This window comes from Streptococcus sp. oral taxon 061, assembly GCF_964211575.1.
Taxonomy (GTDB): domain Bacteria; phylum Bacillota; class Bacilli; order Lactobacillales; family Streptococcaceae; genus Streptococcus.
Map to the genome: position 1 here is coordinate 1 of NZ_CAXOQQ010000010.1, position 15,576 is coordinate 15,576.

The 15,576-nt window shown below is 42.7% G+C and carries 7 protein-coding genes and 1 pseudogene; 3 read left to right on the forward strand and 5 right to left on the reverse strand.

Translation table 11 applies throughout. From position 1 onward, the window contains the following. The 3 genes from AB8E63_RS07635 to AB8E63_RS07645 form a co-directional block, all read right to left on the reverse strand. Nucleotides 1-3,935: CshA/CshB family fibrillar adhesin-related protein (locus tag AB8E63_RS07635; RefSeq protein ID WP_368910661.1), on the reverse strand; the 3,935-nt coding region annotated here is incomplete at its 3' end. Nucleotides 3,936-4,197: 262 nt separating this feature from the next. After that, a complete protein-coding gene (rpoC, locus tag AB8E63_RS07640; RefSeq protein WP_368910662.1) occupies nucleotides 4,198-7,848 on the reverse strand; it encodes a DNA-directed RNA polymerase subunit beta' in 3,651 nt (1,216 codons plus the stop codon). Between the two features lie 32 nt (nucleotides 7,849-7,880). Then, nucleotides 7,881-11,483, reverse strand: a complete 3,603-nt coding sequence (locus tag AB8E63_RS07645; RefSeq protein ID WP_036757936.1) for a DNA-directed RNA polymerase subunit beta — start codon at nucleotides 11,481-11,483, stop codon at nucleotides 7,881-7,883. Between the two features lie 568 nt (nucleotides 11,484-12,051). Between AB8E63_RS07645 and AB8E63_RS07650 the strand changes: the two genes are divergently transcribed. The 3 genes and pseudogenes from AB8E63_RS07650 to AB8E63_RS07660 all read left to right on the forward strand — a co-directional run bounded on the left by AB8E63_RS07650 (nucleotide 12,052) and on the right by AB8E63_RS07660 (nucleotide 13,520). Next, nucleotides 12,052-12,357 carry a rhodanese-like domain-containing protein gene (locus AB8E63_RS07650; protein WP_368910663.1) on the forward strand — a complete coding sequence of 102 codons (306 nt, stop codon included), beginning with the start codon at nucleotides 12,052-12,054 and terminating at the stop codon, nucleotides 12,355-12,357. A gap of 89 nt (nucleotides 12,358-12,446) precedes the next feature. Further along, nucleotides 12,447-13,234, forward strand: a pseudogene (locus AB8E63_RS07655) (rhodanese-like domain-containing protein); the annotation flags it as partial. Continuing rightward, the gene (locus AB8E63_RS07660; RefSeq protein WP_368910664.1) at nucleotides 13,224-13,520 is read left to right on the forward strand and encodes a rhodanese-like domain-containing protein; all 297 of its coding nucleotides are present in this window, start codon (nucleotides 13,224-13,226) and stop codon (nucleotides 13,518-13,520) included. The pseudogene AB8E63_RS07655 and the gene AB8E63_RS07660, both read left to right, overlap by 11 nt. A gap of 91 nt (nucleotides 13,521-13,611) precedes the next feature. Here the strand turns inward: AB8E63_RS07660 and AB8E63_RS07665 are convergent, their stop codons facing one another. Together AB8E63_RS07665 and AB8E63_RS07670 are read right to left on the reverse strand one after the other, a co-directional pair. Further along, nucleotides 13,612-13,869, reverse strand: a complete 258-nt coding sequence (locus AB8E63_RS07665) for a metal-sensitive transcriptional regulator (protein ID WP_223334787.1) — start codon at nucleotides 13,867-13,869, stop codon at nucleotides 13,612-13,614. Between the two features lie 203 nt (nucleotides 13,870-14,072). Beyond that, nucleotides 14,073-15,575 carry a zinc ABC transporter substrate-binding protein AdcA gene (locus AB8E63_RS07670; protein WP_368910666.1) on the reverse strand — a complete coding sequence of 501 codons (1,503 nt, stop codon included), beginning with the start codon at nucleotides 15,573-15,575 and terminating at the stop codon, nucleotides 14,073-14,075. Nucleotide 15,576: the final 1 nt, after the last annotated feature.

Consider the following 15,576-nt stretch of genomic DNA (forward strand, 5'->3'; position numbering starts at 1 on the left):
ACTGATGGAGCTTTACCAACAAATGATTTTTCAGGAACAAATGTTACTGTTCCGTCTGGTGCTACTGTGTAAGTACCAACACCTTCAACTGTCTTAGTTGTTGAACCATCGTCAAATGTTGCTGGAACGTCATCATTCATTGGAACAGTTTTTTCTACTCCATCAACTGTAACAGTTCCACCCTTGAATTCAGGTTTACCTTTTTGAGTTGCACCTTGGATGTCTGTTGTTTCAGCTGGTGTTGCAGTTGGTGTTACCGGAACAATCTCAGGTGTGTAAGTTGTATCAACTTTAATACCATTTGAGCTTTCAGCTTGAACCTTAACAGGAGTTACTTTACCTGTGTAAGATTTATCAGTTGGTGTGAATGTTACAGTACCAGTTGCTGGGTCGATTGTGAATGTACCGATTGGTGTTGTTCCATCTTCAGCATAAGCCGTTGTAGTTGTAACTTCATTACCATCTTTATCCAAAAGTGTGTAGCTGTTATCTTTAATAGTGATTTCTTTATCTTCACCGTTAACAGAAACAGTTGTACCTGCAAATTTTGGTGTACCTGTTTGAGTCGCACCTTGGATATCTTTAGATGTAGCTGGTTTAGCTGTTGGAGCAGCTGATTTTACAGTTGGCGTGTAGCTTGCTTCAGCAGTGATTGTTGAAGTTTCACCTTTTCCGTTTGTAATAGTTGCAGTTGCTTGAACCTTAACGCCTTTAGCTGGTCCGACAAAGTCTTTTTCAGGAGTAAATGTAACAGCTCCTGTAGAAGGATCGATTGTGTAAGTTCCTTCGCCAGGCACGGTGACAGTTTTTTCATCAGTAGGTTGACCTGTTGCTGGGTCTACCAATTTCTTACTTGTGATTTTCGCAGTCTTGTCATTGCTCAAATCAAATGTAGGTGTTTGAGTTTGTGGAACATTTTGGATGTCCTCAGAAACCTTGTTTGTTGGAGTAATGGTAATTGGAGTTACAGTTGGAGTGTACTTAGCCGTAGCAGTCTTAATGTACTCTTCTTGAATCTTACCATCTTTATTGCGTCCAACTGGCGCTGACAATGTAACTTCCACACCTTTGGCTGTACCAGTAAAGCTTGGTTCTGGAGTGAAGGTTACTTCACCAGTTGTAGGATTGATAGTGTAAGTTCCTTCTCCTGCTACTGTTACAGATGTCGCATCAATAGTACGACCAGTTGCTGGGTCTACCAACTTAGCAGGATATTCTGCACTTGGGGTGATGGAAATCTTGTCACCTTTTGCGTTAGACGCAGTTGTGTTAAAGGTTGGTGTTTCTTTTTGAGTCGCACCTTGAATATCTTTAGAAGTCTTGTCAACCCCTTCAATGTCAATCGGTGTTACAGTTGGAATGTAAAGACCATCCATTGTGTTCAATATTGTGTCTACGTTAGCTTCTTGGTCTGGGAATTTTGTTGACCAGCCTGTATCATAGCCATTATTATCTGAACGACGGATAGAGATACCATCAGCAGTTCCTAGGAAGTTGTCCTCAGGAATAAACTCAACATCTACATCTTTACCTTTAGCAGTAATCTTGTACTTACCTTGTCCTTGAACGACGTAGTAACCGTCTGCATCAAGTGTTGCACGGTTGCCATCTTTGTCAACGATGTATGGTTCTACTGTCTCGTCGATAACTGCCTTAGAATCACGTTCATACTTGTGTTCACCACGAGCTGTAAAGGCAACAGTTGCTGATTGTTTCGTACCTTGAGGGCCAGAAGTTTCCTTAAATTCCCCTTTTGGCGGGTGGGTGATTTGAGTCTTGAAGTCTTCTACTTCCCCTGAGAAGGCCATGCCAGTTGGGCTTTCGATCTCGTTCGCTTTCTTAGCGATACGAACACGAGCACCTAACTCTTTAACGCTTGGGTCGACGTAAGTCTTGCTGTTTGCAAAGGTCAACTCAACAGTGCCATCTTGTGTGATTGTAGCGAGATTTGAGCGTTCATCTTCATCGAATTTACCATTTTGGTTAAAGTCTACCCAACCATAGATATGTGCTTCTGAAGCTCCATCCGTATGAGCTTGAACTGACATCTTGTAGTTGCCTGGTTTGGTACGGTCCATTTTGATCATCTCATTAGTTGTACCTTTGAGTTCATCTGGAAGCAATTGGTTAATTCCTTCATCGGCCGTAGTTGTCTTATCATCACCGAACCAGTCTTGAGTAGTGTTTTCATCCATATCTGGGCTAACGCTACCAAGATACGGTTGATTTACTTTAGCTCCAGTAACACCGTCAACAGTTGCAATGGTATGGACTGCCTTACCATATGACTCAGGAGCATCCCCTTCATCAAGTGGGAAGAATCCTAGCATTGCTGACTGTTTACCACCTGAAGCGATATAAAGCCCCACTTCAGATGCTCCACGTGTCATCACGAGTGGAACTGTGTTATTACCTGCAGAAATATTTGGTCCAAAGATACCAGTTCCTAGACCACCTGTAACTTGGTCAGGATTTCCAAAGTACTTCCATGCTACTGGTTTCTTTTCTGGTCCAACTTCAGTAGAATCACGAAGTTGTCTTAGGTTAATGTTATTATATTTAGGTGTAGGTCCCAAAAGGTTTTCTGCATCTTGTGGTTGATAAGGTACAGAGGTGGCTGGTCTGTTAAACTTCTTCCATTCCCCAATGTGCTGCCAACCTTGTCCGTTGGTAGTGAACATAACAAATTCACCAGGGTTAGCAGACTCTCCATCAGCCATAACAACAGCTGGCTTAACTTTCTTACCACGGAAGGTTGCAGAGATTTCAAATTGAACCCCAATATTCCCACCATTATATGCAGAACCCATGGTCGTCTTCTTGTTTTTGGTATCAACCTTTTCTAGTTTGATTTCACTCCAACTAGTTTGGGCATCAGCGATAACGTCGGCTTCTTTTCCTTCATTATAATATTGCTTAGCAATTGGTGAAGTAACTTTACTTACATAGCCATTTTTAGCATTTGGGTCATAAGTTGCTTTTTCGGCTTCTGTAGCCCCTTGCTCTTCCATCCGTTTTTTATAGATTTCAGTTGCTTGGAATGGTTTCAAAGATTTAACTTTTACAGTGACTACATAGCCAGGCATGATTTCCTTGGTATAAGTAGCCCCAACTTGAAGTGCTAAGCTCTCTGTTAGGTCATTTGGTTTAAATTCATTTTTAGCGACCTGGATTGTTTTTGCTCCTGTCCAGTTGGCTACATCTCCAAAGTCCAACCAAGTAATCTGACTAGTCATAGATTTGGGATCAATATCTGTTGTAAAGCCTGGTTTTTCAACTTTTGGAGTTGAAGTTGCGTCCTCAACGTCATCCGCGATCAAGCTTGGATCATTTGCGTCACCAACAGCACGACGAGAACGGCGTTTAGGAGCGTTTTCAGACGCTGGAGCTTCTTGACCTGCTGCAATTTTTTCTTCTGCGGTTGCAGGTTTTGTAGGTACTTCTTTTTCCTTAAGTTTATCATTTACAATCGTTACAAGTGATTGGTAAGATGCGTCAAGTTCAGCTTGGCTTGTAGCAGAAGTAAGTGCATTTTTAGCATTGGCAAGACCTACCTTAAGAATTTCAACGCTCTCGTCTGTCTTGTTGCTGTATTTACCATTTGCCACGTTTGCTTCAATTTCAGCAACGTAAGCTGCCAATTTTTCGCTATTTAGCTCAGGTTTTACTTCAGTAGAAACTGCAGGTGCTGCTTCTGCTTTATAAGTTACTTCTTTAGCAGGTGCTGCTTCTGTAGTTACAGGAGCTTCAGCTTTGTCTACTTCTGTTGTAGCTGCAACTCCGTCAACTTTTTTGTCCTCTACAGCTTCATCCGCACTAACGTTTGCAGCTGTTCCGAGCATTACCAACGTTCCGAGTAAGACCGAGCAAACTCCTACATGAAGCTTACGGATCGAGAATCGACTAATTCGGTCGTTAAACAGATCATTTTTCATGATTTACCTCCATTACCCTTTCGGGAGTGTATATATTGTTATATTTTTATGCGTTGTTTTTAACAATTCTCTAAACAAGCAACGTCTTATTTTAGCACTATTATACTTATTTTTAAAGCTTTTTGCTCACTATTTTGAAAATTAAAAGTAATGTTTTTTTATTTCAATTTACTATCATTTTTTCTAGAAAACATGCATAGAATTTTCAGTATCTATACGTACAAAAAGAGGGATGACCCTCTTTTTGTGCAGACTTATGTGCTTACTCTCCAACTTCAACCGTTTCCGTAGAAGTATCTACTGGAGCTTCTTCTTGTGAATCTGCAAGGAGTGACTCTTCGTTGACTGCTTGTGGTTCAAGGTTACGGTAGCGAGCCATACCAGTACCAGCTGGGATGATCTTACCGATGATAACATTTTCCTTGAGACCAAGGAGATGGTCTTTCTTACCACGAATAGCTGCGTCTGTAAGGACACGAGTTGTTTCCTGGAAGGAAGCAGCTGACAAGAAACTATTTGTTTCAAGTGAGGCTTTGGTAATTCCCATAAGGACTGGGCGACCAGTTGCTGGAACACCACCTGCGATAAGAACATCTTTGTTGGCATCTGTAAAGTCGTTGATATCCATGAGAGTACCCATGAGAAGGTCTGTATCCCCTGGATCCATGACACGAACTTTGCGGATCATTTGACGAACCATTACCTCGATGTGTTTGTCACCGATTTCTACCCCTTGGCTACGGTAAACTTTTTGTACTTCACCGAGGAGGTAAGTTTCAACTGACAAGACATCACGTACAGCAAGGAGACGTTTTGGTTGGATAGAACCTTCTGTAAGGGCTGCACCGCGAGATACTTGATCGCCGACTTCAACACGCATACGGGCTGTGAATGGTACCACGTATTCGCCTTCGCCAGTTTCACCTTTAACGAAGACTTTCTTAGTACGAGTTGAAGCATCTTCTTCGATTGCTGTAACTTCCCCTTTGACTTCTGTGATGACCGCTTCCCCTTTAGGATTGCGGGCTTCAAAGATTTCTTGGACACGAGGAAGACCCTGAGTGATATCGGTATTTGAGGCAACTCCACCCGTGTGGAAGGTACGCATTGTAAGCTGTGTACCAGGTTCCCCGATAGATTGGGCAGCGATTGTACCAACTGCTTCACCGACTTCAACCGCATCTCCAGTCGCCAAGTTGATACCATAACAGTGACGGCAGACACCATGACGAGTGTTACATGTAAATACTGAACGGATGGTTACTTCTTCGACACCAGCATTAACAATTTCACGAGCCTTGTCTTCTGTGATCAATTCATTTGGACCGATGATAATTGCACCAGTTTCTGGGTGTTTAACAGTTTTCTTAGTGTAACGACCATTGAGACGTTCTTCGAGAGACTCAATCATCTCTTTACCTTCTGTGATAGAGCGGATCAAGAGACCACGGTCAGTTCCACAGTCATCCTCACGAATGATAACGTCTTGGGCAACGTCAACCAAACGACGAGTCAAGTAACCTGAGTCGGCTGTCTTAAGGGCCGTATCAGTCATCCCTTTACGGGCACCGTGAGTTGAGAAGAACATTTCGAGTACTGACAAACCTTCGCGGAAGTTTGAAAGGATTGGCAATTCCATGATACGTCCGTTCGGAGCAGCCATCAGACCACGCATACCGGCAAGCTGTGAGAAGTTTGAGATGTTACCACGGGCTCCAGAGTCCATCATCATAACGATAGGGTTCTTAGGGTCTTGGTTAGCAACCAAACGTTTCTCGAGTTTTTCACGGGCAGCACGCCATTCAGCTGTAACAGCATTGTAGCGTTCATCATCTGTGATCATACCACGACGGAATTGTTTTGTGATTTGTTCTACACGTTTGTGTGATTCTTCGATGATTTCAGCCTTGTCTTCAACGACTGGAATATCAGCAATACCCACTGTCAAACCTGCAAGGGTTGAATGGTGGTAGCCGAGGTTCTTCATACGGTCAAGTAGGGCAGATGTTTCTGTCGTACGGAAACGTTTGAAGATTTCAGCGATGATATTTCCAAGGTTTTTCTTCTTGAATGGCGGGTTGAGTTCAAGTCCATCGATAGCTTCCTTGATATTTCCACCTAATGGCAAGAAGTACTTAGCCGGAACACCTTCTGTCAAGTTCGCGTTAGTTGGCTCTTGCAAGTAAGGTAGTCCTTCTGGCATGATATCGTTGAAGAGGATTTTACCAACAGTTGTAAGCAAGATTTTGTGTTTTTGCTCTTCTGTCCATGGTTTGTTAAGGCTATCTGTTGCGATACCAACACGTGAGTGAAGGTGAACATAACCATTACGGTAAGCCATGACAGCTTCGTCACGGTCCTTGAAGACCATGCCTTCGCCTTCACGACCAGCTTCTTCCATGGTCAAGTAGTAGTTACCCAAAACCATGTCCTGAGATGGAGTAACAACTGGTTTACCATCTTTAGGGTTCAAGATATGCTCAGCAGCAAGCATCAAGATACGAGCTTCTGCTTGGGCTTCTTCTGAGAGCGGTACGTGGATGGCCATTTGGTCACCGTCAAAGTCGGCATTGTAGGCTTCACAGACAAGTGGGTGCAAGCGAAGGGCTTTACCGTCAATCAAGACAGGTTCAAAGGCTTGGATACCCAAACGGTGAAGGGTAGGCGCGCGGTTCAAAAGCACTGGGTGTTCTTTAATCACTTCTTCGAGGATATCCCAGATACGTTCATCTCCACGTTCTACCAAGCGTTTAGCCGCTTTCACGTTTTGAACGATATCGCGGGCAACGATTTCACGCATCACGAATGGTTTAAAGAGCTCGATTGCCATTTCACGTGGCACACCACATTGGTACATCTTCAAAGTTGGACCAACGGCGATAACCGAACGTCCTGAGAAGTCAACACGTTTACCGAGCAAGTTTTGACGGAAGCGTCCTTGTTTACCTTTGAGCATGTGGCTCAATGATTTAAGTGGACGGCTACCTGGTCCTGTAATCGGACGACCACGACGACCATTGTCAATCAAAGCGTCAACCGCCTCTTGAAGCATACGCTTCTCATTTTGAACGATGATACCTGGTGCGTTCAACTCAAGCAAACGAGCCAAACGATTGTTACGGTTAATAACACGACGGTAAAGGTCGTTCAAGTCAGATGAGGCAAAACGGCCACCATCCAACTGCAACATTGGACGAAGATCTGGTGGAATAACTGGAAGGATGTTGAGAATCATCCATTCAGGCTTGTTCCCAGACTTGTGAAAAGCGTCTAAAACATCCAAACGACGGATAGCTTTGACACGTTTTTGTCCAGTAGCTGTTTTTAACTCTTCTTTGAGTTCAGCAATTTCTTTTTCAAGATCTACTTGTTTCAAGAGGTCCTGGATAGCTTCGGCACCCATCTTGGCAACGAATGATCCGTATCCATACTCACGCAAGCGCTCACGGTATTCGCGCTCTGTCATGATAGACTTGTGCTCAAGTGGAGTATCCTTCGGATCAATCACCACATAAGCAGCAAAGTAGATAACTTCCTCGAGGGCACGAGGACTCATGTCAAGGGTCAAGCCCATACGGCTTGGAATCCCCTTGAAATACCAGATATGAGATACAGGAGCTTTTAACTCGATGTGTCCCATACGTTCACGACGAACTTTTGTACGCGTTACTTCAACACCACAACGGTCACAAACAATCCCTCTGTAACGAATGCGTTTGTATTTACCACAAGCACATTCCCAGTCTTTTGTAGGACCAAAGATCACTTCGTCAAAGAGTCCTTCACGTTCTGGTTTCAACGTACGGTAATTGATTGTTTCAGGTTTTTTGACTTCTCCATAAGACCATGAACGGACTTTGCTTGGAGAAGCTAGTGTGATTTGCATACTTTTAAAACGATTTACATCAACCACTATTTCTTCCCTTTCTATTATAAGTGAACTACTTATTCTTGTTCAGCAGCTTCTTCTGTTGCTTCCGCCTTTGCATTTTCTTCTGCTTCAAAGGCTGCTTTAGCCTCTTGAGCTGCTCTTTCGCGGGCTTTTTCAAGGTCATCTACGTGGATGACATCTTCGTCCATTCCTTCATCAAGGTCACGAAGTTCCACTTCTTGATCATCTTCGTCAAGGACACGCATGTCAAGACCAAGAGATTGCAATTCTTTTACAAGAACTCGGAATGATTCTGGAACACCTGGTTTTGGAATTGGTTTTCCTTTTGTAATAGCTTCATAAGCTTTCAAACGTCCGTTGATATCGTCAGACTTGTAAGTCAAGATTTCTTGAAGAACATTTGATGCACCATAGGCTTCAAGCGCCCAAACCTCCATCTCACCGAAACGTTGTCCACCAAACTGAGCTTTACCTCCGAGTGGTTGTTGTGTAACGGTTGAGTATGGTCCGACTGAACGAGCGTGCAATTTATCATCAACCATATGGTGAAGTTTGATCATGTACATGACACCAACTGACACACGGTTATCAAATGGTTCACCAGTACGACCATCGTATAGGATAGTCTTAGCGTCGCTATCCATACCTGCTTCTTTGACAGTGTCCCAAAGATCTTCAGAACTTGCTCCGTCAAAGACTGGTGTTGCGATGTGAATACCAAGAGTACGAGCCGCCATACCAAGGTGAAGCTCCATAACCTGACCGATATTCATACGTGATGGCACCCCAAGTGGGTTCAACATGATGTCGACTGGAGTTCCATCCGGAAGGTAAGGCATGTCTTCTACAGGAACGATACGAGAGACAACCCCTTTGTTCCCGTGACGTCCGGCCATCTTATCTCCGACCTTAATCTTACGTTTTTGTGCGATGTATACGCGAACCAGCATGTTGACACCAGATTGCAATTCATCACCGTTTGCACGTGTAAAGATTTTAACATCACGAACGACACCATCGGCACCGTGTGGTACACGAAGGGAAGTATCACGAACTTCACGAGATTTGTCACCGAAGATAGCGTGCAAGAGACGTTCTTCAGCAGAAAGGTCTTTTTCCCCCTTAGGTGTTACTTTACCTACAAGGATATCCCCTTCTTTAACCTCAGCACCGATACGGATAATACCCATCTCGTCAAGGTCTTTAAGGGCATCTTCACCAACGTTTGGAATTTCACGAGTAATTTCTTCAGGTCCAAGCTTTGTATCGCGTGTTTCTGATTCGTATTCTTCGAGGTGAACAGATGTGTAAACATCGTCTTTCACCAAGCGTTCGCTCATGATAACGGCATCCTCGAAGTTGTAACCTTCCCATGTCATGTAGGCAACGATTGGGTTTTGTCCAAGCGCCATTTCACCTTTTTCCATAGAAGGTCCATCTGCGATAAAGTCACCTTTTTCGATGACATCGCCAACTCGAACAAGGGTACGTTGGTTATAAGCAGTACCTGAGTTTGAACGACGGAATTTTTGGATGTGGTAAACATCAAGGGAACCATCTTCACGACGAACTTCTACTTTGTCCGCATCCGCATAGGTAACCTTACCACCATGTTGTGCAATAACTGCAGCTCCTGAGTCATGGGCTGCTTGGTATTCCATACCAGTACCAACGAAAGGCGCTTTAGGATCGATCAAAGGAACAGCCTGACGTTGCATGTTGGCACCCATGAGGGCACGGTTGGAGTCATCGTTTTCCAAGAAAGGAATACATGCTGTCGCAACGGCAACTACCTGTTTAGGAGAAACGTCCATGTAATCTACACTAGATGCTGGATATTCTTGGTTAACCCCTTGGTGACGTCCCATGACAACTTTTTCAGCAAAAGTTCCATCTGCGTTCAATTTAGAGTTAGCCTGAGCTACTGTGTATTCATCTTCTTCATCGGCAGTCAACCAAACAATTTCGTTGGTAACTTTACCAGTTGCACGGTCAACTTTACGGTATGGTGTTTGAATGAAACCATACTTGTTGAGGTGCCCGTATGAAGACAAGTTGTTGATCAAACCGATGTTTGGTCCTTCAGGTGTTTCGATTGGACACATACGACCATAGTGAGTGTAGTGCACGTCACGCACTTCATATCCAGCGCGGTCACGTGTCAAACCACCAGGCCCTAAGGCAGACAAACGACGTTTGTGAGACAACTCAGAAAGTGGGTTGTGTTGGTCCATGAACTGTGACAATTGTGAAGAACCAAAGAATTCTTTGATCGCTGCAGTCACTGGACGGATGTTAATGATTTGTTGAGGTGTCAATACTTCGTTATCTTGAACAGACATACGTTCACGAACATTACGTTCCATACGTGAAAGTCCAAGACGTACTTGGTTGGCAAGCAATTCACCAACAGCACGAATACGACGGTTTCCGAGGTGGTCGATATCATCGATACGACCGATACCTTCAGCCAAGTTAAGGAAGTAGCTCATTTCAGCAAGGATATCTGCCGGAGTGATAGTGCGAACTTTATCATCTGGATTTGCATTTCCGATGATTGTTACAACACGATCTGGATCAGTTGGTGCCACAACCTTGAATTTTTGAAGAACAACTGGTTCTGTCAAAACAGCTGAGTCATTTGGAGTGTAGACAATCTTGTTCAAATCGCCATCCAAGTGACTTTCGATACTTTCGATGACATCGCGAGTCATTACAGTACCTTTTTCAACCAAGATTTCACCAGTTTCAGGGTCCACCAATGGTTCAGCGATTGTTTGGTTGAGCAAACGAGTTTTAATATTTAATTTCTTGTTAATCTTGTAGCGTCCAACAGCTGCCAAGTCATAACGACGTGGGTCGAAGAAACGAGCCACAAGCAAGGTACGTGAACTCTCAGCAGTTTTTGGTTCACCTGGACGAAGACGCTCATAAATTTCTTTCAAAGCTTCGTCTGTACGAGAGTCCATTGGGTTTTTATGGATATCTTTTTCTACTGTATTGCGAACTAACTCGCTATCACCAAAGATATCGAAAATTTCATCATCACCTGAGAAACCGAGCGCACGAACCAAGGTCGTAAACGGAATTTTACGTGTACGGTCGATACGAGTGTAGGCGATGTCTTTTGAGTCACTTTCCAGTTCCAACCAAGCTCCACGGTTAGGGATTACAGTTGAACCGTAGCCCACTTTACCGTTTTTGTCTACTTTATCATTAAAGTAAACACCTGGAGAACGCACCAACTGTGATACGATAATACGTTCACCACCATTGATGATGAAAGTACCCATCTCAGTCATGATTGGGAAATCTCCAAAGAAGACTTCTTGAGTTTTGATTTCGCCAGTTTCTTTGTTAATCAAGCGGAAAGTTACAAAAATTGGTGCTGAATAACTAGCATCATGGATGCGAGCTTCTTCAAGCGTATATTTAGGTTCTTTGATTTCGTAGCCAACAAATTCCAACTCCATTGTTTCTGTGAAGTTCGAAATCGGCAATACATCTTCAAACACTTCCTTCAGACCATGGTCTAGGAAATCTTTAAATGAATCAGTTTGAATTTCAATCAAATTTGGTAAGTCAAGAACTTCTTTGATTCTTGAAAAACTACGACGGGTACGATGTTTCCCGTATTGAACGTCATGTCCTGCCAAGATGATTCTCCTTTGTAAATAAAGTTCCAAGCTTAGTCACCTAAGCTAATAATTATCGTTTAATGGTTCTAAAACCCCTATCAACTTATCCCCCTTGACTAATTTTTCAGAATCTTTAAATCTCTGTTACAGATGCAAAAAATACCGAAAAAAAGCACAAAAAGAGCAGTTAAATCTGACTTTTTTCAGGAGATTTAACTGCTGTGAGCCTTGTCCGGACAATATTTCAGACAAAACCTACGACAAATGATTACTCATATTATACCCGATTTTCTCTAATTTTTCAAGTCCTTTGAAGGATTTTTCTTGCTTTAGTATAGATGGTCTTCGTTTTCTGAAAAGAATGTTTTCAGAGGTTCGTTCTTGAATAATTAGAATCACTTGTATGATATATCTTGCCAACCAACTGAAAAAACGCTTCTCCCTTGTTTGTAGGGTATCATCTAACATACTGGAAAAGCACAAAAAATTTTCTAAGTAAGAAAGAATGCTGATCAATTCAACTTACTTGACAAAAGCACTTCTTAGTGGTTTAATATACCCTATAGAGGTATATTTGGAGGCGCCTATGTTTTACTTATTTACAAAAATTGATAGTATTTCTACCAGCGAATTAGAAGCTAAACTTAAGGAACCGATTCAGCTATTGGACGTTCGGACGCCTACGGAATTCCGTAGAGGTCATATCAAAAACGCAAAGAATATTCCTCTAACCGAAATCGGATCTTACACACCTGCGACAAAAGAAACTCTCTATGTCATCTGTCATTCTGGTGTCCGAAGTAAGATGGCTGCTAAAAAGCTCAAGAAAAAAGGCTATGATGTTATCAACGTCCGAGGCGGTATGATCGCTTGGACAGGCGAAACTATATAGAACTAAAAGGAAGAAACTCAATGAAGATTATCATTGTTGGATGAGTTGCAGGTGGTATGTCAGTGGCGACTCGTCTCAGACATCTCATGGAAGATACTATCATCTCACTAGCTTCTCCTCTAAACCGTCAAGGACGTCAAGTGGCAGACATAATTGCTGGAATGGAGCGCAAAAACAAGGGTAGTATCGGTACTGCTATCGTTCGTGCTTTTGGTATTCCGCTGCTTCGACAGGTCTTAGCGAGCGCACTCTTAATGACAATCAACTCCCATACAAGGCAATTCATGTCAGCAGGAAAGACCACGCTGGTTATTATCCAGGTGCTACTGATATCACCTTAAAGCTCCTCTTTGACCCAACCAGTGGCAAAATCTATGGTGCCCAAGGAGTTGGGAAGAAAGGTGTTGACAAGCGAATCGATATCCTCGCAACAGCTATAAAGGCAAATCTCGCTGTCTTTGATTTACCAGAATTAGAGTTTACTTATGCATCGCCATTTGGATCTGCCAAGGATCCCCTCAATATGCTGGGTTACGCAGCCTTGAACCTTATCGAAGGTCTCAGCGACAATATACAGTGGTACCAGCTAGAAGATGAAATAGCTACTGGCAAGAAATTCCTGGATGTACGGACCAGTAGCGAATTCCAGAGTGGTCGACTCAAAGTCGATACCATTCATATTCCCCTAAACGAACTACGGGAACGCTTGGATGAACTAGACAAAAATCAAAACTACATCGTCAGCTGCCACAGTGGTTTACGTAGCTATATCGCAGAGCGTATCCTCAAGCAAGCAGGATTTACCATCCAAAACCTTGACGGCGCTTATTCACTATACAAAATGGCTAATCCAGAAGGAGTAGAATATGCTAACTAATATCAGCATGGCTGACTTTTATGAAAAATATCAAAATGAAAATCTAGATCTTATCGATGTCCGTGAAGTACATGAATTCCAAGCAGGACATGCACCAGGTGCCAAAAATCTTCCGTTAAGTACCTTGGAGCAAGGCTACAAAGAACTCAAACCTGACCATGAATACCATGTCATCTGTCAAGGTGGAGTGCGTTCTGCCTCTGCCTGTCAATTTCTCAGCGCCCAAGGTCTCACCGTTACCAATGTAGAAGGTGGCATGAATGCCTGGCCCGGTGATGTAGAATAAATCAAATACAAAAAGAGCAGTTGGTTTACTCTAAAGAAAACCAACTGCTCTTTTACTATTCTATCAACTTTTCAAGTAAGCCTTTATTCTGTTACTTCCGTTTAATCAAGTATTTAACTGCCTTTTCCAATCTTTCCTTCTGCGCTTGAGGGTCGCCTAAAGGGTCGTTAATACAAGCTGTTAAATTCTCCGTTATCATCAATTCAATAATACGATCAACACTGGATCGCACTGCTGTTAATTGAGTAATGATATCGACACAATCACGCTCTTCCTCCATCATTTTTTGAATACCTCGCAATTGACCCTCTGAGCGTTTGAGACGTGTAATGTACTTTGATTTTGTCATATCTTTATCCTTAAACGATTTTTCTACATTATATCTCTAATACAGACCTTTGTCAAAAAGAGCACTTATCTTAAAGATAAAACCTCCTAGTTCTCCACTCTGACTCTCGTAACAATACCGTCTTTATCTGACAATGTCAATCCAGATGCTCAACGTTGATAAAACAAGAAAAATCCTCCCCATGTAGGAAGGATTGTTTGGATTTAATGAGCCAACATTTCTTGAGCAATCTCTTGACCTGATAAGCCATCTGGATAGTAGGTTGGCCAGTTGTCCATCTCTTCAAAGAGGGCTTCTTGGCTAGCGCCTCCAAAGAAGATATGGAAATGTTCTGCCTTGACCGGAGCGATATTGTGGTCGCTAAACTGAACATACTTAAATTGTCCAGCATCCACATCAGTCGCTTCAAAGAGGAAGCGTACTCCACGATTGCCTTTCTTATAAGTCAAGATTTTCTTGCCGACATACTTGTAAGTATATTTTTTACTTTGGCCACCTTGGATGAATTCCATAGTGTTATCCGTGATGTTAATCTTAGATACATCAGTTTGATAACCTTTTTGATAGTAAGCTTTGTATTCATCCTTGGTCATTTTGCCAGTCAATTTAGCCTTGTAGTCAAAGACTTGGTCTAGAGTACCATTTTCAAGGAAAGGATAGACAGACTGCCAGTTACCAGCATAATCACTCAGGGTACGGTCCTTAACATCGGCATCCTCAAAGTAGCCATTATGAACGGTTTTAGTTTCCTCTGCCTTTTCTGGTTCAATTTCTGCCCCTGCCTGGTCAGTTGTTTGCTTGAGAGCTTTGAGATTTTTCTCCATGACAGAGATATAATTCTCTCCCGCCTTCATGTCCTCTTCGGTCAAGCTTTCAAGAGGATTTAGAACATCTAACTTCACTCCTGTTTCTTTTGAGAGGGTATTGGCTAGAGCTTGAGAAGCATTTTCTTCAAAGTAGATATAAGAAATCTTGTTTTTCTTGATGTACTCGGTCAATTCTGCCAAACGGCTTGCTGAAGGCTCCGCATCTGGTGAGAGACCTGAGATAGAGACTTGATTGAGTCCGTAGTCCAAGGCTAGGTAACGAAAGGCAGCGTGTTGAGTCACAAAACTCTTTTGTTTAGCATTAGAAAGTCCTTCAGTATAAGCCTTATCCAAGGCTTGCAGTTTTTCGATATAGGCTGCTGCATTTTGTTCAAAAGTCGCCTTCTTATCTGGATAGTCAGCTGAAAGACTATCACGGATAAGTTCTACAAGTTTGATTGCACGCGCAGGAGACAACCATACATGAGGGTCATACTCGTGATGATGATCTTCTTCACCGTGGTCATGGTCTTCCTCTTCTTCACTTCCAGGAAGAAGCAACATATCTCCAGTAGCTTTAATGGTTTTTACTTTTTTCGCATCTAGAGATTCTAACAGCTTGGGAACCCAAGTTTCCATGTTCTCATTTTCATAAACAAAGGCATCAGCGTCTTGAATTTTAGCGACTGCCTTAGGCGATGGTTCATAGTCATGTGGTTCTGTTCCAGCCCCAATCAAGAGTTCGACATCGGCTGTGTCCCCTGCTACTTGCTTAGTGAATTCGTACACTGGGTAGAAAGTTGTGACGATGTGTAATTTCCCGTCTGCCTGTTTTTGATTGGAACAAGCTACCAAGAAAACTGTCACAAGACTTGCCAAAAGTAGGCTTATTTTTTTCATT